This window comes from Methylobacterium sp. WL8, from assembly GCF_008040045.1.
GTDB classification, from domain to species: domain Bacteria; phylum Pseudomonadota; class Alphaproteobacteria; order Rhizobiales; family Beijerinckiaceae; genus Methylobacterium; species Methylobacterium cerastii.
Genome location: NZ_VRVF01000039.1, coordinates 1 through 20,762 on the forward strand (window position 1 = coordinate 1; position 20,762 = coordinate 20,762).

At 69.7% G+C, this 20,762-nt stretch carries 15 protein-coding genes, 1 tRNA gene and 6 pseudogenes; 12 read left to right on the plus strand and 10 right to left on the minus strand.

Going from position 1 to position 20,762, the window contains the following annotated elements; genetic code table 11:
* Nucleotides 1–185: 185 nt before the first annotated feature.
* The 4 genes and pseudogenes from FV234_RS14960 to FV234_RS14975 form a co-directional block, all read right to left on the minus strand.
* Nucleotides 186–527, minus strand: a pseudogene (locus FV234_RS14960) (transposase); the annotation flags it as partial.
* A gap of 85 nt (nt 528–612) precedes the next feature.
* A pseudogene (locus FV234_RS14965) lies at nt 613–702 on the minus strand (IS5/IS1182 family transposase); the annotation flags it as partial.
* 4 nt (nt 703–706) lie between these two features.
* Nucleotides 707–1,454: pseudogene (locus tag FV234_RS14970) on the minus strand (IS5 family transposase).
* A gap of 77 nt (nt 1,455–1,531) precedes the next feature.
* Nucleotides 1,532–2,422, minus strand: coding sequence for a LysR family transcriptional regulator (locus tag FV234_RS14975; RefSeq protein WP_147830145.1), 891 nt, complete (start codon nt 2,420–2,422; stop codon nt 1,532–1,534).
* Between the two features lie 78 nt (nt 2,423–2,500).
* On the opposite strand from FV234_RS14975, the gene FV234_RS14980 reads away from it, so the two are divergent.
* From FV234_RS14980 to FV234_RS14990, 3 genes are all read left to right on the plus strand, one after another.
* A complete protein-coding gene (locus FV234_RS14980; RefSeq protein WP_147815321.1) occupies nt 2,501–3,142 on the plus strand; it encodes a pyridoxamine 5'-phosphate oxidase family protein in 642 nt (213 codons plus the stop codon).
* 75 nt (nt 3,143–3,217) lie between these two features.
* Nucleotides 3,218–3,622 (plus strand): VOC family protein, encoded by a 405-nt coding sequence (locus FV234_RS14985; protein ID WP_147815322.1) that lies wholly within the window; start codon nt 3,218–3,220, stop codon nt 3,620–3,622.
* Nucleotides 3,623–3,740: 118 nt separating this feature from the next.
* A complete protein-coding gene (locus FV234_RS14990) occupies nt 3,741–4,976 on the plus strand; it encodes a YbfB/YjiJ family MFS transporter (RefSeq protein ID WP_246686210.1) in 1,236 nt (411 codons plus the stop codon).
* A 20-nt stretch (nt 4,977–4,996) separates the two neighbouring features.
* Here FV234_RS14990 and FV234_RS14995 read toward each other — a convergent pair whose 3' ends face one another.
* Nucleotides 4,997–6,229 carry a crosslink repair DNA glycosylase YcaQ family protein gene (locus tag FV234_RS14995; protein WP_187273696.1) on the minus strand — a complete coding sequence of 411 codons (1,233 nt, stop codon included), beginning with the start codon at nt 6,227–6,229 and terminating at the stop codon, nt 4,997–4,999.
* A gap of 433 nt (nt 6,230–6,662) precedes the next feature.
* On the opposite strand from FV234_RS14995, the gene FV234_RS15000 reads away from it, so the two are divergent.
* From FV234_RS15000 to FV234_RS15015, 4 genes are all read left to right on the plus strand, one after another.
* Nucleotides 6,663–7,496 (plus strand): DeoR family transcriptional regulator, encoded by an 834-nt coding sequence (locus FV234_RS15000; protein ID WP_147753088.1) that lies wholly within the window; start codon nt 6,663–6,665, stop codon nt 7,494–7,496.
* A gap of 86 nt (nt 7,497–7,582) precedes the next feature.
* Entirely contained in the window at nt 7,583–9,115 is a 1,533-nt protein-coding gene (gene glpD, locus FV234_RS15005) for a glycerol-3-phosphate dehydrogenase (RefSeq protein WP_147830152.1), read from the plus strand.
* 83 nt (nt 9,116–9,198) lie between these two features.
* Nucleotides 9,199–10,704 carry a glycerol kinase GlpK gene (gene glpK, locus FV234_RS15010; RefSeq protein WP_147814943.1) on the plus strand — a complete coding sequence of 502 codons (1,506 nt, stop codon included), beginning with the start codon at nt 9,199–9,201 and terminating at the stop codon, nt 10,702–10,704.
* Between the two features lie 152 nt (nt 10,705–10,856).
* Nucleotides 10,857–11,588 carry an MIP/aquaporin family protein gene (locus tag FV234_RS15015; RefSeq protein ID WP_147753086.1) on the plus strand — a complete coding sequence of 244 codons (732 nt, stop codon included), beginning with the start codon at nt 10,857–10,859 and terminating at the stop codon, nt 11,586–11,588.
* A gap of 498 nt (nt 11,589–12,086) precedes the next feature.
* Here FV234_RS15015 and FV234_RS15020 read toward each other — a convergent pair.
* A pseudogene (locus tag FV234_RS15020) lies at nt 12,087–12,338 on the minus strand (transposase); the annotation flags it as partial.
* 110 nt (nt 12,339–12,448) lie between these two features.
* Between FV234_RS15020 and FV234_RS15025 the strand changes: the two are divergent.
* The 3 genes and pseudogenes from FV234_RS15025 to FV234_RS15035 all read left to right on the plus strand — a co-directional run bounded on the left by FV234_RS15025 (nt 12,449) and on the right by FV234_RS15035 (nt 14,585).
* Nucleotides 12,449–14,120 (plus strand): annotated as a pseudogene (locus tag FV234_RS15025) (ISL3 family transposase).
* A gap of 49 nt (nt 14,121–14,169) precedes the next feature.
* Nucleotides 14,170–14,361: pseudogene (locus FV234_RS15030) on the plus strand (prolipoprotein diacylglyceryl transferase family protein); the annotation flags it as partial.
* A gap of 20 nt (nt 14,362–14,381) precedes the next feature.
* Nucleotides 14,382–14,585 carry a hypothetical protein gene (locus tag FV234_RS15035; protein WP_147830154.1) on the plus strand — a complete coding sequence of 68 codons (204 nt, stop codon included), beginning with the start codon at nt 14,382–14,384 and terminating at the stop codon, nt 14,583–14,585.
* Nucleotides 14,586–14,883: 298 nt separating this feature from the next.
* Here the strand turns inward: FV234_RS15035 and FV234_RS15040 are convergent.
* A tRNA-Glu gene (locus FV234_RS15040) sits at nt 14,884–14,958 on the minus strand.
* A 128-nt stretch (nt 14,959–15,086) separates the two neighbouring features.
* Here FV234_RS15040 and FV234_RS15045 point away from each other — a divergent pair.
* Nucleotides 15,087–16,064, plus strand: coding sequence for an RluA family pseudouridine synthase (locus tag FV234_RS15045; RefSeq protein WP_147830184.1), 978 nt, complete (start codon nt 15,087–15,089; stop codon nt 16,062–16,064).
* A 238-nt stretch (nt 16,065–16,302) separates the two neighbouring features.
* A complete protein-coding gene (gene rpoH / locus FV234_RS15050) occupies nt 16,303–17,187 on the plus strand; it encodes an RNA polymerase sigma factor RpoH (protein ID WP_147830156.1) in 885 nt (294 codons plus the stop codon).
* Between the two features lie 100 nt (nt 17,188–17,287).
* Here the strand turns inward: rpoH and FV234_RS15055 are convergent, their stop codons facing one another.
* The 3 genes from FV234_RS15055 to FV234_RS15065 all read right to left on the minus strand — a co-directional run bounded on the left by FV234_RS15055 (nt 17,288) and on the right by FV234_RS15065 (nt 20,587).
* A complete protein-coding gene (locus FV234_RS15055; RefSeq protein ID WP_147830158.1) occupies nt 17,288–18,742 on the minus strand; it encodes a histidine kinase in 1,455 nt (484 codons plus the stop codon).
* Between the two features lie 51 nt (nt 18,743–18,793).
* On the minus strand, nt 18,794–20,086 hold the full coding sequence (locus FV234_RS15060) for an adenylosuccinate synthase (protein WP_147764058.1): 1,293 nt from the start codon (nt 20,084–20,086) through the stop codon (nt 18,794–18,796).
* A gap of 159 nt (nt 20,087–20,245) precedes the next feature.
* Nucleotides 20,246–20,587 carry a hypothetical protein gene (locus tag FV234_RS15065; RefSeq protein WP_147764057.1) on the minus strand — a complete coding sequence of 114 codons (342 nt, stop codon included), beginning with the start codon at nt 20,585–20,587 and terminating at the stop codon, nt 20,246–20,248.
* Between the last annotated feature and the right edge of the window lie 175 nt (nt 20,588–20,762).

Here is a 20,762-nt window from a genome sequence, read left to right on the forward strand (position 1 = left end):
TCTCCAGCAGCGCTACCGCCTCGCGTTTGAACTCTGGGGTGAACTCGCGTCTCGTCTTGGCCATCAAACACCTTCCCCGCCCGCAAGGAGCGTATCAGAGGTGTCCGTGGAACCGGGGGAGGATCAGTGCAGACCGGTCACAGGCATCTTCATCGACGACCTTGCAGACGGGGCGGGCCATACGTTTTTTTAAGCAGACGGTTCTCCAGCACGAGATCAGCCACGACCTCCTTCAGCGCCCCCGTCTCGCGGCGCAGATCCCGCACCTCGTCCGTCGTTGCCGCGCGCGCCGTGTCGCCAGACAGGCGCTTCTTGCCCGCCTCTAGGAACTCCTTGGACCAGCCGTAGTACATCGAGGCGGCGATCCCCTCGCGCCGGCACAGCTCGGCGATGCTGTCCTCGCCGCGCAAGCCTTCCAGCACCACACGGATCTTCTCCTCGGACGAGAACTGTCGACGTGTGGCCCGGCGGATGTCCTTGATCACCGCTTCTGCCGGCTTCTTGGCCGGTCCGGATGTCTGCTTCATCTTCGCTCCTCAGGGGCTACGATGAACCAGCCATCCTCCGTTCGTGAAGACCCTCAATCTGTCCCACAGGTGCTGACGTCGGACAGTCTTTGACGATGCGCCGGAAGCGGGTCGCCCAGGCGAAGGAGCGCTCCACCACCCATCGTCGTGGGAGCAGGACGAAGCCGCGCTTAGAGTGCCTAACAGAACCCTCTGATCTGGTTGAGGGTGATAAGGCTGGTGGCGAGGCTGGTGAAGGCTTCGTAGATGTCGGCGCGTCGTTCGTAGCGGACGGGCAGGCGGCGGAAGCGGTTGAACCACGCGTGGGTGCGCTCAACGACCCAGCGATGACGCCCAAGCCGCTCGCTGCTCTCGATGCCTTTGCGGGCGATGCGGGGCGTGATCCCGCGGGCCCGGCATTCCTGGCGTCGCGCCTTGGCACCGTAGGCCTTGTCCGCGTGCAGCTCGTTGGGCCGTCGGCGCGGTCGCCCGCGCCGTCCGCTACGCAGGGGCGGGATCGCGTCGAGCGTCGGGGCCAGCATCGGGCTGTCGTGCCGATTGGCCCCGCTCAGGCAGAAGCCGAGCGGCGTCCCGCGCGCATCGGTGACGACGTGGCGCTTCGTGCCCGGCTTGCCCCGGTCCGTCGGGTTCGGCCCCGTCGCAGAGCCCCCTTTTTCGCCGGAACAGACGCGCTGTCCAGGCTCGCCCGGCTCCAATCGATCTCACCCGCCGCGTGCAGGCGCTCCAGCAGGACCTGATGCAGTCGCGCCCAAATCCCTGCCGCCTGCCAGTCACGCAGGCGCCGCTAGCAACTCATCCCGCAGCCGCAGCCATCTCGGCGGGCAGCATCTCCCAGGGCAGACCTGAGCGCAGCACGAACAGGATACCGGTCAGCGCCGCCCGGTTCTCGATCGGTCGTCAGCCGCCCTTCAGACGTGGCCGCGCCATTCGGCGGAGCGGCCGATCGCCGTGCGTCGATGTCCAGCGGATCAATCTCTCTCTTTTTCTGGACAGGCGAGCTGGCTTCACTGCCAGGCCCCGTTCTTCGCGCGGGCGCGCATGCCGTCGAGGAACAGGCGGACGCTCGGCAGGTTCGCGCGGCCGGCGTCGAACAGCAGGTGGATCGGCACGGGCGGCGGGGCGTGCGCGTCCAGCACGCGGCGCAGGGTGCCTGCGGCCAGGCCTTCGGCCGCCTGGTAGCTCAGCACGTTCGCGATCCCGAGGCCGGCGGCTGCGGCTGCGAGCTGGGCGTCGATCGAGGTCACGGTGAGGCGCGGCGTGATTGCGACGCCGACCGAGTGCGGGCCGAAGCGCCACTGCGAGCTGGTCCGGACGTTGTCGCCCGCGATGAGGTCATGCAGGTCGAGCGCCTTCGGGTCGGCGGGGTGCCCGCGCGCGGCGCAATAGGTCGGGCTCGCGACGAGGACCTGCCGTACCGTGCCGACGGCGACCGAGCGCAGGCTGCTGTCGCGGGGCTCGCCGATGCGGACCGCCACGTCGATCCCCTCCTCGACGAGGCGGATGTTGCGGTCGAGGAGCAGCAGTCGCACCGACATCTGCCGGTGGCGGGCGAGGAGGTCGGCCACCACGGGAAGCACGTGCAGGCGGCCGAAGACCACCGGCGCGGTGATCTGCAGTTCGCCCTGCGGCGTCGTCTGGCGCCCCATCACGACGTGCTCGGCGTCCTGCAGCCGCATCAGGATCTCGCGGGCGCGCTCCAGGAGCGCTGCGCCCTCCTCCGTCAAAGCCACGCTGCGGGTCGAGCGCCGGAACAGCGGCACGCCGAGATGCCGTTCCAGGGCGGCGATCGTCCGCGTCACGGCGGGCGGCGAGACGCCGAGGTGACGGGAGGCGACCTTGAAGCCGCCCCGCTCGGCCACCGCGACGAAGGTGGTCAGCGCCGCGAAGCGGTCCACGATCATTCCTCCCGGTGAAACACTGAACTGCCGACAGGACGGATTATCGCCAATCCGTGACGTCGTACATTCACATGCATGCCCAACACCTACTTCCACACCCTGTTCGGCGAGGCGGCGCGCACGCTCCAGGCGCAAGCCGGCTCGCGTGCCAGCTACGCCCGACGCGACGCGGCGTCCCCCGACGAACGCGACGCGCTGACCGAGCGCGAGCACGAATTCCTGCAGGCGCGCGACAGCGTCTACCTCGCCAGCGTCGGCCCCGACGGGTGGCCCTACCTCCAGCATCGCGGCGGCCCGGCCGGCTTCGTCCGGGCGCTGGGCGGCAACCGGATCGGCTTTGCCGACTACCCCGGCAACCGCCAGTTCATCTCGCAAGGCAACGTGATCGAGCGCGGGCGCGTCGCCCTGTTCGCGATGGACTACCCCGCCCGGCGCCGGCTCAAGCTGATCGGGCATGCGCGCGTCGTTGCGGCCGCCGACGACCCCGACCTCGTCGCGCAGGTCGTCCACCCCGACGCGCCGCCGGCCGCCTCCGCGTTCGTCGTCGACGTGGTGGGGTTCGACTGGAACTGCCCGCAATACATCGAGCCGCGCTTCACCCGCGCCGAGATCGCGGCCGAGCTTCGTCCGCTGCTAACCGAGGTCGCCGACCTGCGCGCCGAGGTGGCGCGCCTGAGAGACCTTCCCGTGATCCCCGGATCCCGGGAAGGTCTCTAGCCTGCCGTGCGGTCGCATGTTCTTCACGCGAGCCGGCATCCACTCCGCTTGAAAATTCTCTCAGGAAATCCCCGCATGACGAACCCGTTGACCCGCGGCGCGCACCATGTCGGCCTCGCCGTGCCGGACCTCGAAGCCGCCGAGCGTTTCTTCGTCGAGGCGCTCGGATGGCGCGTCGCCGGCAGCGTGCCGTCCTACCCGGCGGTCTTCGTCTCCGACGGCGCGATCCTGGTGACGCTGTGGCGGGTCGCGGACCCCGAGACGGCGGTGCCGTTCGACCGGCGCGCCAACGTCGGCCTGCACCACCTCGCCCTCACGGTCGCCGACCGGGCGGCGCTCGTTGCGGCCCACGAGCGGGTCGGCGCCCATCCCGGCACGACGATCGAGTTCGCACCCGGCCCGATGCGAGAGGGCTCGGAGACCCACCATTTCCTGTGCACGATGCCCGGCGGCGTTCGTCTCGAATTCGCCACGGCGTGAGGCGCGATCCCGTTCGCGCCGCGATCGGCAGCGGCTAAGTGTTTTGCGCGCGCGACCGGCATCCGTGCCTGCGGAATGCACCCTCTCAACCCGATGGCGGGAGCCTCGTCCCATGGCCGTGCCGACGTCACTGCAGCCTGGTCCCCTGCCGACCTCTGCCGACGGGCGGCGGGCCTGGCGCGCGGTCGCGTCGGCCTCCTGCGCCAGCCTGGTCGGCATCGGCCTCGCACGCTTCGCCTACACGCCCCTGCTTCCGGCGATCATCGACGGCGGCTGGTTTCCGGCCTCGACCGCGGCCTATCTCGGGGCGGCCAACCTCGCCGGGTATCTCGCGGGCGCCCTCCTCGGGCGTCGGCTCGCCGCCCGGACCCGCGTTCCGACGGTCCTCCGAGGCATGATGGGGCTGGCGACGGTGGCGTTCTTCGCCTGCGCCTTCCCCTTGAGCGTCGCGTGGTTCTTCGCCTGGCGCTTCGCGTCGGGCTTCGCGGGAGGCGCGTTGATGGTGCTGGCGGCGCCCGCCGTGCTGCCGCACGTGCCCCCGGGCAAGCGGGGCCTGGCCGGCGGGCTGATCTTCATGGGCATCGGCGCGGGCGTCGCGGCATCGGGGACGCTGGTCCCGCTCCTGCTGCAGGGCGGGCTGCGGCAGGCCTGGTTCGGCCTCGGCGCGCTCTCCGCCCTGCTCACGCTCCTCGGCTGGCGGGGCTGGCCGTCCGAGGCGCCGGCGCCGGCCCGGGTGGGGGCGCGGGCCGCGCCGTCCCGGAGCCCCGGCCGAGCGACGCTGCGGGCGCTCTACGCCGAATACGCGCTCAACGCGGCGGCCTGGGTGCCGCACATGCTCTTCCTCGTCGACCTCGTCGCCCGCGGCCTCGGACGCGGCATCCAGGCCGGCTCGCATTACTGGGTGCTGTTCGGCCTCGGTGCGACGGTCGGCCCGATCCTCGTCGGGCACCTGGCCGACCGGGTCGGCTTCGGCACCGCGCTTCGCCTCGCCTTCCTGGTCGAGGCCGGGGCCGTCGCGATCCCGGCGCTCGGCCTCGGCGAGCCGTGGCTGGTCCTGTCCAGCGTCACGGTCGGCGCCTTCGTCACCGGAACCGTCCCGCTCATGCTCGGCCGCCTCGGCGAACTCCTCCCCGACGACCCGGAACGGCAGAAGGCGGCCTGGAGCGTCGCGACCGTGGCCTTCGCGCTGTTCCAGGCGGGCGCCGCCTACGGGCTGTCCTTCGTCTTCGCGCACACCGGAGGCGACTACGCGCTGCTGTTCGCCCTCGGCGCGGCCGCGATGGTCCTGGCGCTGGCCATCGACCTCGCGACGGCCCTGGCGACCCGGCGCGCCGCCACCGCTTCCCGCCACTGAACGCGCGACCCCCGAGACCCTCACCCCACCGGTTCTGCGGCCGGCGGGTCGGCCTCGACGGCGTCAGCGACGGGCAGGCCGGTGCCGGCCGCGGCGGGGGCGGCGGCAAGCCTCGGTAGGTCGAGCCACGATGCCATCAGGCGGAGTTCCACCAGCAGGCGTTCCAGGGTGGCGGGGGGCGCCTCCGGTTCCAGGTGCACCCGCTGGACGACGAGCCGGCCGCGCTTGCGGTCCGCCTTCAGGTCCACGCGGGCGACGAGGGCGCCGTCCATCAGGAACGGCAGGACGTAGTAGCCGTGCTCGCGCTTGTGGGCGGGCGTGTAGATCTCGAGGCGGTAGCGGAACCCGAACAGTCGCTCGGTGCGCGGGCGGTGCCAGACCAGCGGATCGAAGGGCGACAGCAGCGCCGCCCCGTCGAGCCGGCGGCCGGGGCGCGCATCCCTGTGCAGGTAGGCTTGGCGGCGCCAGCCGCGAACCTCGGCCGGCACGAGCGTCCCGTCCTCGACCAGCTCAGCGATCGGTCGGTCCGCGTCGGCCGGCGAGAGGCGGTAGTAGTCGCGCAGGTCCTGCGCCGTCGCCACGCCGAGCGCCCGGGCCGCATGCGATATCAGGTCCCGCCGGGCGTCGGCACCGGTCGGGGTCGGGCGCGCGAGCACGGCGCGGGGGAGCACCCGCTCGGGCAGGTCGTAGACCCGCTCGAAGCTGCCGCGCCGGTGCGTCGCGGCGACGAGGCCGGCCCAGAACAGCCATTCGAGCGCGTGCTTGCCCGCGCTCCACGCCCACATGCCGGACCCGGCCCGGGTTTCCGCCAGGTCCGAGGCGGCCAGCGGCCCGTCCGCCGCGATGCGGGCGAGGACCGCCTCGGCCTCGTTGCGCCGTTCCCCGGCGAAGGGTTCGAGCCGCCGCCACACGTCGCGGCCGTCGCGGGCGCGGGCCATGCGCCAGCGCAGCAGGGGGTGGTGGTCGATGGGCAGCAGCGAGGCCTCGTGGCCCCAGTATTCGAAGAACCGCATCGGCCGGGCGGCGGCCATCGCGTCGAGGCGGTCGCGCGCGTAGGCGCCCAGCCGCGAGAACAGCGGCAGGTAGTGTGCGCGCACCAGCACGTTCACGCTGTCGATCTGGAGCAGGCCGAGGCGGCCGATCTCCCGGTGCATCCGCGCGTCGGTGACGGCGCCCTCACGCCGCCCCGCTGCAAAACCCTGCGCCGCCAGGGCGATGCGGCGGGCCTCGGCGGCCGAGAGGTCCGCTTTCAGGACCGCTCTCCGAATGGCGGCGGGCCGATCATCCGCCGATGCGCCGCGCGGTCTTGGCGGTCAGGGGCGTTTTGCGAGAACCCCACCGCGGCGGGCGCGTCCCGGACGACCTCCGGCATCGACGACGTCCCTCCCCGTTCGCGCGGACAGCGACCGCTTCCCGCATGGCCCTTCGAAGGCGATGCGCGCCAACATCGGCGCGCCGCTTCGTCGAGACAAGCGCGAGGGCCGGAAACGCAGCGTCCGCGTCCGGTGCGAACGGTCGGCGCTCATCCCAAACGATGATGCGGCGTTTCGTTTGCGAAACCCGGCCGGTCACATACACTTCGTGTCGGAACGCCCGCCTCCCCCTTCCCTTCTTCGTCTTAGACGGCGGCGAACGGGAAGGATCGGCGGGCGTTGCGAGACCAGCATGTCCCGGGCCGGAATCCCCATGACGCGTATCCTCGATCGGGGCGGTTTCGAGCGGAAGGCGAGCGAGCGCGCCGACGCGTCGGCGGTGGAGGCGCGGCGCTCGGCGATCGTCGTCGCCGTCCGCCAGCGCGGGTTCGTGACGATCGAAGCCCTGGCGAGCCAGTTCGGCGTCACCGTCCAGACCATCCGGCGCGACCTGAACGAGCTCAGCGCGGAGGGGCGGCTGGAGCGCTACCGCGGCGGCGGCGGCCTGCCCTCCAGCGTCGAGAACATCGCCTACGCCGACCGCCGCACCACGCTCCTGTCCGAGAAGACGCGGATCGGCCGGCTCGCGGCGAGCCGCATCCCGTCGCACTGCTCGGTCTTCCTCAACATCGGCACCACGCCGGAGGCGGTGGCGCGAGAGCTCGTCCGGCACGACGACCTGAGCATCATCACCAACAACCTCAACGTGGCGGTCGGGCTGGCGGAGGCGACCGACTTCCGCATCGTCGTGGCCGGCGGCACCATCCGCAACCGCGACGGCGCGGTTCTGGGGCAACTCACCTGCGACACGCTCAGCCAGTTCCGCGTCGACGTGGCGGTGATCGGCATCAGCGGCATCGACGGCGACGGCGCCCTCCTCGACTACGACTACGAGGAGGTGCGGGCGACGCAGACCATCCTGGCGCATGCGCGCCAGACCTTCCTCGTGGCCGACCACACCAAGTTCACCCGCCGGCCGATGGTCGAGGTCGGGCGGCTCGAGCAGGTCGACACCTTCTTCACCGACCGCGCCCCGCCGCCCGAGATCGCCGCGCTGATGGAGCGCCACGGCGTCACCCTCGCGGTGGCCGACCGGGACGAACCGTAACGAACATCAAAATTTTCGCTTGCGAAAATCCTAAGATAAGGCAATATTCTGCCGAACGCGGCATCGGCCGGGGCGGGAGGTGAACCATGACGACGGTCTCGAACGTGCGGGCGCCTGGCGCCCCCTACGACCTGCTCGTCATCGGCGGCGGCATCAACGGCACCGGCATCGCCCGCGACGCGGCGGGCCGCGGCCTCTCGGTGCTGCTGTGCGAGCGCGGGGACCTCGCCGAGTTCACCTCGTCGTCGAGCACGAAGCTGATCCACGGCGGGCTGCGCTACCTCGAATACTACGAGTTCCGCCTGGTGCGGGAGGCCCTGGCCGAGCGCGAGCGCCTGCTGCGGCAGGCGCCGCACATCATCTGGCCGCTGCGCTTCGTGCTGCCGCACGACAAGGGCCTGCGCCCGGCCTGGATGCTGCGGGTCGGCCTGTTCCTGTACGACCACCTCGCGCGGCTCCGCACCCTCCCCGGCTCGAAGATGGTTCGTTTGCGAACATCACCTGTGGGCGCGCCGTTGCAGGACCGCCTGACGAAGGGGTTCGTCTATTCCGACTGCTGGGTCGAGGACAGCCGCCTCGTGGTGCTCAACGCCATGGATGCGCGGGCGCGCGGCGCCGAGATCCGCACCCGGACCGGCGTCGAGTCGGCGCGCCGCATCGACGGGACCTGGACCGCGACCCTGCGCGACGCCGTCACCGGGCGCACCGAGACGGTCCGGGCGAAGGCGGTGGTGAACGCCGCCGGCCCCTGGGTCAGCGAGACGCTGGGCGGCACGCTCGGCGTGAACAGCCGCGCGGCGGTGCGGCTGATCAAGGGCAGCCACATCGTGGTGCGCAGACTTTACGAGGGCGACCAGGCCTACATCCTGCAGCAGCCGGACAAGCGCATCATCTTCGCGATTCCCTACGAGCGCCACTTCACGCTGATCGGCACCACCGACGTCCCCTACGAGGACGAGCCCGGCCCGGTGCGGATCTCGGAGGACGAGACGCGCTACCTCTGCGACTGCGTCAACCGCTCGTTCGCGCGCGCCATCGGGCCGGAGGACGTGGTCTGGAGCTATTCGGGGGTGCGGCCGCTCTACGACGACGCCGCCGCGAACGCCTCGGCGGTGACGCGCGACTACGTGCTCGACGTGGACGACGCCGGCGGGCAGGCGCCCGCGCTGTCCGTGTTCGGCGGCAAGATCACCACCTACCGGCGCCTGGCCGAGCACGCGATCGAGAAGATCGCAGCCTACTTCCCGAACCTCGAGCCGGCCTGGACGGGGGAGGCGACCCTGCCCGGCGGGGCCATGCCGGAGGCGGATTTCGACGCGTTCCTCAAAGCCTTCGCCCGCGAGGCGCCGTTCCTGCCGGCCGAGACCGCCAAGCGCCTCGCCCGCGCCTACGGCACCGAGGCGCGGGCGATCGTGGCCGGCGCGCGCAGCCTCGCCGACCTCGGCGAGGCCTTCGACGGAGGCTTGAGCGCGGCGGAGGTCGACTACCTCGTCCGGACCGAATGGGTCCGCACGGCGGAGGACATCCTCTGGCGCCGCTCGAAGCTCGGCCTGCGCACCGGTCCGGAGGGGGCCGCGCGCCTGTCCGCCTACCTGACGCGAAAGGCGGAGGCGGCCTGAAAGATCCGAACGGCGGAACCGGCGCGAAGACCGGTCCGCGAGACCAAGATCGACCCACGTTCCTCGAGGGAGGGAAGACAGCCATGTCCCAGTATGTCGGCGCCATCGACCAGGGCACCACCAGCAGCCGCTTCATCGTGTTCGACCGCGAGGGGCGCATCATCGTCTGCAAGCAGCGCGAGCACGCGCAGATCTACCCGCGGCCGGGCCATGTCGAGCATGACCCGATGGAGATATGGCGCAACACGCAAGGGGTGATGCAGGACGCCCTCGACGGCGCCGGGCTGACGCCGAAGGACCTCCTGTCGATCGGCATCACCAACCAGCGCGAGACCACCCTGATCTGGGACAAGCGCACGGGTGCGCCGCTCCACAACGCCCTGGTCTGGCAGGACACGCGCAACGACCGCCTCGTGACCGAATACGCCCGCGACGGCGGGCGCGACCGCTTCCGCGCGCTGACCGGGCTGCCGCTGGCGAGCTACTTCTCGGGGCTGAAGCTGCGCTGGCTCCTCGACCACGTCGAGGGCGCCCGCGAGAAGGCGGAAGCCGGCGACGTGCTGTTCGGCAACATCGACACCTGGCTCGTCTGGAACCTGACCGGCGGCCCGGACGGCGGCCTCCACCTCACCGACGTGACCAACGCCAGCCGCACGCAGCTGATGTCCCTCGAGACGCTGGCCTGGGACGACGGCATGCTCGCCGCCTTCGGCATCCCCCGCGCCATGCTGCCCGAGATCGTCTCGTCCTCGCAGGTCTACGGCGAGACGCGGGTGCCGTTTTCCGGCGTGCCGATCGCCGGCATCCTCGGCGACCAGCAGGCGGCCCTGTTCGGCCAGACCTGCTTCCAGCCGGGCGAGGCCAAGAACACCTACGGCACCGGCTGCTTCGCGCTGATGAACACCGGCGAGACGCCGGTGCCCTCCACCTGCGGCCTCGTGACGACGCTGGGCTACAAGCTCGACGGCAAGCCGGCGGTCTACGCGCTGGAGGGCTCGATCGCGATCACCGGCGCGCTGGTGCAGTGGCTGCGCGACAACCTACACATGATCAAGGACAGCGCCGAGGTCGAGAGCCTCGCCACAACGGTCGCGGACAACGGCGGCGTCTACTTCGTGCCCGCCTTCTCGGGCCTCTACGCGCCGCACTGGAACGAGGGTGCGCGCGGGCTGATCATCGGGTTGACCCGCTACGCCAACCGCGGCCACATCGCCCGCGCCTGCCTGGAGGCCACCGCCTTCCAGACGCACGAGGTGCTGGAGGCGATGGAGAAGGATTCCGGCATCCCCGTGCGCGAGCTGCGCTCGGACGGCGGCATGGTCGCCAACGTCACCCTGATGCAGTTCCAGGCCGACATCCTCGACGTGCCGGTGGTGCGCCCGAAGGTCACCGAGACGACGGCGCTCGGCGCGGCCTACGCCGCCGGCCTCGCCACCGGCTACTGGAAGAGCACCGACGACCTCGTGCGCAACTGGGGCGTCGACCGGCGCTGGGAGCCGAACATGGATGCGGGCGAGCGCCGACGCATCACCGCCGCCTGGGGCCGCGCCGTGAAGCGCGCCTTCGACTGGGACGAGCAGGAGGACTGATACGGCATCCGCTTGATCAAAGCGGACGCCGTATCCGCAAGCCCGCGCGGCGCATGAGCGACGGCCAAATCCGCCATCCCGAAGGGATCGACCGGATTTGGGACGAGGCCGCCTCGCCGCTTCCCGTCTCGGACATTTTCGGAGGACACCCCATGACATCGCCGTTCCTGGGCGAGCTTCTCGGCACGATGGTGCTGATCATCCTTGGCAACGGGGTCGTGGCCGGCGCGCTGCTGCGCGGCTCCAAGGCGGAAGGCGCAGGCTGGATCGCGATCACCGCCGGCTGGGCCTTCGCGGTGCTGGCCGGCATCTTCGTCGCGACCGCGACCGGCAGCCCCGACGCCCACCTCAACCCGGCTGTGACGATCGCCGGCGCGATCACCTCCGGGAATCCGAGCAAGCTCCTAGTCTACGTGCCGGCGCAGATGATCGGAGCCTTCCTCGGCGCGACGGTGGTGTGGCTGCACTACCTGCCGCACTGGGCCGTCACCGAGGATCCGGGCCTGAAGCGGGCCTGCTTCTGCACCGATCCGGCGATCCGGCAAACGGCCGCCAACTGGACGAGCGAGATCATTGGCACCTTCCTGCTGATCCTGATCATCAGCGCCCTGCTGTCGCGGTCGGTGGGGGCTTCGGGCAACATCCCCACGGGGCTGGCGCCCTACCTCGTCGGCATGGTGGTCTGGAGCATCGGCCTGTCGCTCGGCGGCACCACCGGCTACGCGATCAACCCCGCCCGCGATCTCGGGCCGCGCCTCGCCCACGCGGTGCTGCCGATCGCCGGCAAGGGCGGCTCGGATTGGGGCTACGCCCTGATCCCGGTCGCCGGCCCGGCGGTCGGCGCCGCCCTCGCGGCGCTGGCGATCCTGCTGATCGGCTTCTGATCCGGTGCCACCGGATTCACACGCATCCCTGCTTTTGGTGATTCGATGCGCGCGCATCCCCTCGCCCCGCGTGCGGGGAGAGGGCTTTGCCGACCTTGTCGTCGGCGAAGCGAGGCGGCAGCCGACAGCGAGGGGGCCGGCCCGGAGGTCGCTCGTCCTTCGGCAACCCCTCACCGTCGCTTCGGCTTCGCCTTCGCTTCCCGGCTGCACGACGGGGTGCAGCCGGGCCACTCCCCGCCCGCGGGGGGGCGCGCGTCATCCGAGGCCGTGGCGAATGTAGATATCTAAAAAAGTCGGATGGAAAAGCTTTCTTGGTGGGAGGGTTTGCCTTGGGTATCACGGACTCCCCAATGCGAAATCTTTGCATAAACTCGGATTAAACAGCCTGCATGACAATGGGCGGCCATCCATCGAAGTAAAAAGAGTGCAGTGAAAATCAGTGCTCGACGTGATTTTTCTAAGGCGGCGTTGCCACAAGTGGCCTAGAGCCCTTGCCGGTCATGTTGGGTCGAAGGCATCATATCCAGCAGCGGCGACGTAGTTTCGGCATTCGTACGGGCGGAAGGCCTTGAAGGCTTCTCGGATGGCGGCCCAGAGGTCTGGGACGGTGCGCGCGACGGCCGTTCGCAGGAGCGCCTTCAGCTTGGCGAAGGCTTGCTCGATCGGGTTGAAGTCCGGGCTATAGGCCGGGAGGTAGAGCGAGCGTGCGCCGGCCGCCTCGATGGCTGCCCTCACCCCGGTGACCTTGTGTGGCCTTCCCCCTGGAAAGTGGCTCTTCGCCAAGTTTGGTGGATTGGGTCGGCTTGGGGTGCTGGGAGGTAGCTCCTGGCTGAACCGGGCAGGGATTCTCAGATCAGGGCATGACCCTTCTCTGTTACATCCCCGGTTGTCGCGTTCTCCACGTGACGCGTGCGGAGAGCACGGCCCTTCGCATGACCGCTCAAGCGAAGCGCGATCATGCCCGTTGCCCAGGTTGTCGTACGGTCAGCCGGTCAGTGCATAGTCGCTATCACCGGCGTCCCGCCGACCTACCGACGAGCGGTCGGGCGGTGCGTCCGACCCTGACGATCCGGCGCTTCTACTGCCACGATCCTGCTTGCGCGCGTCGGACCTTCGCCGAGCGTCTGCCCCGCCTTCTCGACCGCTACGCTCAGAGGACCTGCCGGCTGGCCGAGGCCCAGGTTCGGACCGCGCTGGCGCTCGGTGCCACGCCCGCCGCATGGCTGCTGCCGCACCTGGCCAAGGCTGCGGCCGCACCTGGCGATGCCGACCCGTGCCACGACGCTGCTGCGTGACATCCGCAAATGGCCGCTGCCGACCCGATCCAAACCGATCATCGTCGGTGTCGACGATGGGGGCCTGCGCAAGGGGCGAACCTATGGCACCATCCTGGTCGACCTCGAACGCCGCCGTCCCATCGACCTGCTGCCGGATCGTTCGGCCGCGACGCTGGCGGCTCGGCTCCGGCGAGACCCGCAGATCCAGGTCGTGGCACGGGATCGCTCGACCGAATATGCGCGTGAGACCACCATGGGTGCGCCCGATGCCGTTCAGGTCGCAGACCGATGGCATCTCCTGCTCAAGACCCGGCAGATGGTCGAGCGCTGGCTCGCCCGCGTCCATCCGCGTCTGAAGCGATTGCCGGCCGTGGCCCCGTCATTGCCATCGACTCAGCGCGTCACGGCCTATCCACGCGCACCGTCCGAAATGCTGGCGCGGGCCGCGGCCCGCGGTCGATGGGAAGCGGTCTACGATGACGTGCGTCGCCGCCATGCGGAGGGACAGTCGCTTCGGCGCATCAATCGCGAGACCGGCCTGGCCCGAGCCACGGTGCGCAAGTACGCCTTCGCCGCGAGCGTCCCCCGGAACGGCGTGCGCGAGCCGAAGCCGAGCATGCTCGATCCTTATCTCGGGCATCTGCATGTCCGCCTGGATGAGGGGTGCGAGAACGCGACGCAACTCTGGCGCGAACTTCAGGGTGTCGGATTTGCCGGCACCGCAAAGCAGGTGCGTCGCTGGTTATCCGAGCGGCGCGCAGGCTCGGCCAAAACGACAATCCGGTCGTCGCCAGCACCGGCTGACATCCGTATTGCGATCTCCACCGCATCACCCCTGGCCTCATCCAAGCAACTGTCCTGGTATCTCCTGCGTGAGCCCGAAGACCTCGACCCCGAGGCAGCCGCGGTCGTCGCGCGTGTCCTGCAGGATCCAGAGGCGGCCAAGGTCGTCGATCTCGGTCGCCGGTTCTGCCGGATCGTCCGGAGCCGCTGTCATACGCCGCCATCGGGAAGATCGGATGTCACGGCGTTCGATGAATGGCTCTGCGAAGCGCAAGCCTGCGGCGTCCGCATCGTCGAGAACTTCGCTGCCAGCATCGGTCAGGACGGAGACGCCGTCCGGGCTGCGCTGACACTCCCTTGGAGCCGTGGACAGGCTGAAGGGCAGATCACGCGTCTCAAGCTCTTGAAGCGCGCCATGTACGGCCGCGCCAACCTCGATCTCCTCCGCCGACGGTTCCTCCTCGCAGCCTGATCCACCAAACCCGGCGAAGAGCCAGTTCAATGGGGCCGATCATTTCGCCCTGCCCTTTCCGGCCATCGACCCGGTCGCCGTCGCGATCGGGCCGATCACCATCAAGTGGTACGCCCTGGCCTACATCGCCGGGCTGATCGGCGGGTGGTTCTATGCGCGCCGCCTCGTGATGGCCGAGCGCTACTGGGGCGTGGTGCGCCGTCCGACCACCGTGGACATCGACGACATGATCGTCTGGGTTCGACGGGCTGCTCGATCCGAATGGCCACGCTCGACACGCCCGTGACTGTCGACCTGGTGGCCGAACTGCTGCAGCCAGGGCCCCTACGGGCGACCTTGGCTTCGCTCTGGGCGCCAAATGCCGAGCGGATGGCGGAGGCGACCGCCGCGAAGGTGCGCTGCGTCGCGAACTCGTCGCAGCTCAACCGGCTGATGGAGGACGGCAAGGATAAGCCGGACGGCTGATTGAAAGAGGGGATCTCGGCTTTGCGGACCAAGCGGAACCTAACGAAGACCGAGCTTGGCCGGATCCGGACGCAGCGGAGATCGGCCTTGGATACATCGACCACGTCGGGCGTCCAATGCGCGAGCACGTGACGTCGGGCGAGATACCAGCCTTGAAGGCGTGGTCCACGCGATCGTTGATCGGAAAGAGATCGAAGCGGACGTGATCCGCATCTTCGGCGACTTAAGAAAACTCGGAAACTTCAGCACCAGAGGCCGGCAGCACATCAAGCCCGGCGTTCGCAATTCTGCACAGAAGTGGCGCGCCCACGGGGAATCGAACCCCGGTCTGATCCGTGAGAGGGACCTGTCCTAACCGCTAGACGATGGGCGCGGTCGCTGCGGCTGATGAAGCTATCGGCCGGCGAGGCGTTCGTATAGCGACGGTGCGTCGAGGGAGCAAGACCCGGGCGGTGCCTTTTTCGCTGGGTCGTGAGGAGTGGCGTGTTGCAGGGTTTCGAGATCGAAGGCGAGCGTCAGGCGGTGATCGGGCCGGAGGCGGAGCGGGTGCGGCTCGACCGCGCCCTGGCGATCGCGTTCCCGGACGTCTCGCGGGCGCGGCTTCAGGATCTGGTGAAGGCGGGCCATGTCCGCCGTGACGGGGTGACCGTGCTCGATTCGGCGGTGAAGGTCGGGCCGGGCACGGTGCTGGCGGTGGTGCTGCCGGAGGCGGTGTCCGCCGAACCGCAGGCTGAGTCTCTCGATCTCGTCATCGCCTACGAGGACGACGACCTAGTGGTGATCGACAAGCCGGCCGGGCTGGTGGTCCACCCGGCGCCGGGGCATGCGGCTGGCACGCTGGTGAACGCCCTGATCGGCCATTGCGGGGCGAGCCTGTCCGGCATCGGAGGCGTACGCCGGCCCGGCATCGTCCACCGCCTCGACAAGGACACCAGCGGCCTGATCGTCGTCGCGAAGAACGACGCGGCCCACAAGGGGCTCACCGCGCAGTTCGCCGACCACGGACGCAGCGGCCCTCTGGAGCGGGCCTACCTCGCCCTGGTCTGGGGCCTGCCGGAGCCGCGCGTCGGCACCATCGAGGCCAACCTCGACCGCAGCCGCAAGAATCGCGAGAAGATCGCGGTGGTACGCGGCGACGAGGGCCGGCATGCGGTGACGCACTACGCCGTGGAGGCTGCCTACGCGGAGGCCGCGCTGGTGCGCTGCCGGCTCGAGACCGGGCGCACGCACCAGATCCGCGTGCACATGACCCATCGCGGCCATCCGCTGCTGGGGGACGCGATCTATGGCGGAGCCTTCATCACCAAGGCCGCTCGGTTGTCGGAGACGGCGCAGGGCGCGCTCCATACGCTCGGGCGACAGGCGCTGCACGCGGCACTCCTGGGCTTCGCCCACCCGCGCACTGGGGAGCACCTTCGCTTCGAGAGCCAACTTCCCCCGGAGATGGCGAACTTGGTAACGGCGCTAGCGAAGAGCTGAACGCTGTCGCAGCGATGCCACGGTCAAGGGCTTGCGTGTGGAACCGCACCGAGACCCGCGACCGATCGTGACAGGTTCGACTTTCCAAAGCCGCGATGCGTTGAGTTTATGTTCTCGTCGCGGACCCGCTACCGGCCCGGAGCTTTCCCCACTACCATGGGGTTCGGTACGCCGGCTTGAGAAGCGGCGTTCCGCACACAGCGTCCGCCCGATCGGGGGACCATCTAAGGAGATTGCCATGGCCGGCGCATTGCCCGTGCTCGCCAACGAAGGTGGCCTGTCGCGCTACCTCGACGAGATCCGCAAGTTCCCGATGCTGGAACCGACGGAAGAGTTCACGCTGGCCAAGAACTGGCGCGACGGCGGCGACCGCGAGGCGGCACACCGCCTCGTCACGTCGCACCTGCGCCTCGTGGCGAAGATCGCCATGGGCTATCGCGGCTATGGCCTGCCGATCGGCGAGGTCGTGTCCGAGGGTAACGTCGGCCTGATGCAGGCGGTCAAGCGCTTCGATCCCGATAAGGGCTTTCGGCTTGCGACCTATGCGATGTGGTGGATCAAGGCGGCGATCCAGGAATACATCCTGCGGTCGTGGTCGCTCGTGAAGATGGGCACCACGGCCAACCAGAAGAAGCTGTTCTTCAACCTGCGTAAGGCGAAGGGCAAGATCTCGGCCCTCGAGGAAGGCGACCTGAAGCCCGATCAGGTCGCGCAGATCGCGACTCGGCTCGGCGTGCCCGAGCAGGACGTGATCGACATGAACCGGCGCCTGTCCGGCGACACCTCGCTTAACGCGCCCCTGCGCGAGGAGGGCGAGGGCGAGTGGCAGGATTGGCTCGTGGACAACGCTCCGAGCCAAGAGACGGTGCTAGCCGGCGAGCAGGAGGGCCAGAACCGGCTGTCGGCCCTGCGCGACGCGCTCTCGGTGCTAAATGCGCGCGAGCGGCGCATCTTCGAGGCACGCCGGCTCGCCGACGACCCGATCACCCTCGAAGACCTCTCCGGTGAGTTCGGCGTCTCGCGTGAGCGCGTGCGTCAGATCGAGGTGCGGGCGTTCGAGAAGGTACAGGAAGCCGTGAAACGCAACCTCGCCACGCGCGAGTCGCCGCGCATGGGTGCGTAAGGCGTGGCTCTCGCCAGGTTTGAACTTCCGACCCGCATCTCCCCTCCCCCCTTCCACTGGGCGGGGAGACGCGGTTTCGTTGCGTTTAGGACGGATCAGCTTACTTCCACTGGTCGAACGCATCCTGCACGACCTGTGTGCCGGCGTTGCCCTTCTCGAAGTTGACGACCGCACGTTGGCCGCTGACGTAGCGGACCGCGAGGTCGAACCAGGGCTTGTGCAGCAGCAGGTCGGTGTTGCGATCGACGTCGCCACGCAGCGACGACAGGCCGATCAGGAACCGGTTGTCCGTCACGCGGATCGGCAGGCCCGACACTGGAGAGCCCCGGGCGGCTTCGTCGTCCTTGGCCTGAAGCAGGCCGATATCCTGCACCGCGCGTTTCTCGCCTTCGGTCCCGGTGCCGGTGAAGACGAGGTTGATCGTGTGCGACGCCGGAAGGGTCTGATCGAGGTTGCGCTGGATCGTCATCACCAGCGTCAGGCCGGCCTCCGGCACCGTGACCGTCGCGACGATCGCCGTCTCCAGGGGCTGGCCCTGCTCGCCCGGCACCGAATCAAGACGCCAGACCACGCGCCCAGCTGTCGAGATCGGCGCGGCGTTCGGGGTCGCCGTGTTCTCTTCGATCAGGACGGCGCGTTGCGCCACCGCGAGGCCGGGCTGGCTCGGCTGCGTCGAAGGATTGCGCGGGCTTGATGACGCCGTCGCCGGGGCGTTCGCCGACGGCGACGCCCTGGGAACCGGATCACCGCCGACCCGATCGGAGTACTTCGTGTCGCCCGGGTCCTGCTGGGTCTCCGCCGTTTCTGCGCCCCCGGCGGGGAGGTTCGCCGGCTTGTCGCGCAGCAGGAAAGCCGCGACCGCGATCAGGCCGATCACCACGGTGAGGACGACGCCGACGAAGGCGTTGCGCAACAGTCGCGAGCGACCGCCACGCGGTGCCACCACGTCGATGCGCGGGCGCTGCCGGCCGTTGGCCGAATCGTTGGCCGCGATCGCATCGTTGGCCACCTCGGCCGGTGCGACGGTCTCGAGCTGAGCCTCGGGGACCGGATCCGGCGCTTTCGCCTTGCGCGCAGTGATCGGAACGGGCGCCTCGCGCGGTTCCTCCGGCGGCAACGGGAGGAAGCTCGGCGGCGGCGCCGGCGGCAGGAACGGCGTCGGCTCGGGCGGCGGCGTGGGCTCAGGCGGCGATATCCGCTCGGGCGGGGGCGCCGGCTCGAAGGCCTGCGCAGGCGGAGGTGCGGGTGGCTCCGGGATCGGTGCCGGCCTCGCCGGAGGAACCGGTGCTGGAGCAGCCCGCGGTGAGACGACGGGAGGCGGTGCGGGCTCAGGCGCGGCCGATGAGGCACCGTAGTCGCGTTCGAGGCGCTCGATCGCGTTGTCCAGCGCCTGCCGTTCGAGGTCGATGTCCGCCTCGGGCAGGGGTGGGTCGAGCGAGCGGAGCTGGCCGATCAGGGCGTTCCGCGCGCGCTCGTAGACGGCCTTGCGCATGGCCGGCGTCCGGTCGGGCAAGGCGTCGAGCGCCCGCGCCAGCAACGGGTAGTAATCGGCCATGTCCTCTGGAATCCGCGTGTTCGCGGTCCGTGCGTCGCACGGACCGGACGATCAATCCTCGAAGGGATTGTGCATCAGTATGGTGTCGTCGCGCTCCGGCGAGGTCGAGAGCAGCGCCACCGGGCAGCCGATCAGCTCCTCGATGCGCCGGACGTACTTGATCGCCTGAGCCGGCAGCTCGGCCCAGGAGCGGGCGCCGGCAGTCGTTTCCGACCATCCGGGGATGGTCTCGTAGATCGGCTCCACGCGCGCCTGCGCCGCCTGGCTCGCCGGCAGGTGGTCGATCACCGCGCCGTCGAGGCGGTAGCCGGTGCAGACCTCGATCGTCTCGAACCCATCGAGGATGTCGAGCTTGGTCAGCGCGATCCCGTTGATGCCGGACGTCCGCACCGTCTGGCGCACCAGCACCGCGTCGAACCAGCCGCAGCGGCGCTTGCGCCCGGTATTGACGCCGAACTCGCGGCCTTTCCGGCCGATGGTCTCGCCGATTTCATCGAATAGTTCGGTCGGGAACGGGCCCTCGCCGACGCGGGTGGTGTAGGCTTTTGCAATGCCAAGCACGTAGCCGATCGCACCCGGGCCGAGGCCCGAGCCGGTCGCCGCCTGCGCGGCCACGATGTTCGAGGAGGTGACGAAGGGATAGGTGCCATGGTCGACGTCGAGGAGCGCGCCCTGCGCCCCTTCGAACAGGATGCGCTTGCCGGCGCGCCGCTCCTCGTCGAGGAGCGCCCAGACCGGGCAGGCATAGGGCAGGATCGTCGGCGCGATCGCCTTCAATTCGGAGAGCAGAGCGGCCGCGTCCACCTCGGCGATGCCGAGGCCGCGACGCAGCGCGTTGTGGTGGGTCAGCACCCGCTCGATCTTGGCCGGCAGGGTGTCGGCGTCGGCCAGGTCCACCACGCGGATCGCGCGACGGCCGACCTTGTCCTCGTAGGCCGGGCCGATGCCGCGCTTGGTCGTGCCGATCTTCAGCCCGGCGTTGGCGGTCTCGCGAAAATGGTCGAGCTCGCGGTGCAGCGGCAGGATCAGCGTCGCGTTGTCGGCGATGCGCAGCGATTTCGGCGAGACCTCGACGCCCTGCGCCTGGATGCGGGCGATCTCGTCCACCAGGTGCCAGGGATCGACGACGACGCCGTTGCCGATCACAGAAAGCTTGCCGCCGCGCACCACGCCCGAGGGCAGGAGCGCGAGCTTGTAGGTGACGCCGTCGATGACCAGCGTGTGGCCGGCATTGTGCCCGCCCTGGAAGCGGACGACGATGTCGGCCTGCTCGGAGAGCCAGTCGACGATCTTGCCCTTGCCCTCATCGCCCCATTGGGCGCCTACGACGACGACGTTCGCCATGCGTGCCTTCTGACCCGTGGCCCGTTCGCGGGCGCACGGCGTTGCGCCGCGCGAGAGAAAACCCGTTGCCGTGAGGGTGTTTCCGCGATCCGGTCCGGGAAATCAAGCAAACCGCCCCACCGGCGCGGAAGCGGCGGGGGATGGCTGCAGGGCCGAGCGCTATTTGGCCTCGGTGCCGGGCTTCTGACCGGGCAGTTCGCCCGGCTTGATCACCGGCATCGAACCAGCGTTCGGGTTCGGCGGCTCGACCACCATGCCCGGCGCCGCGTTGCCCGGCGGCTTGATGACGCCGTCGCTCTGCCGCAGCTTGTCGCTCAGGGTGGAATCGTTCGGCGGCGCGTCGGCGTTCGGGCGCACGCGCTCGGGCGGCGTCTGGTTCTGGGGGGGCAGCACTGGATCGGTGTCGCGACCCTTCAGCGGCGCGTCGGGATTCTGGGCGAGCGCGGCCGTGGCGACCAGCGCGAAGACCGAGGCGGCGAGCCCCGTCAGGACTTTGGACAACGAAGACCTCCCTCTCGTTCACGATCAAGAAGCAAACACCGAGGCCGGGAAACCGTTCCTGTTGCCGGAAGTGCGACACCGCTCTGCATGTCGAAGAGCGTTGCGGCATGTCCGTCCTTCGGACGCCGTCGCCGACCCGAACCAACACGCGGCTCCCTCTCCCAGGGGGAGAGGG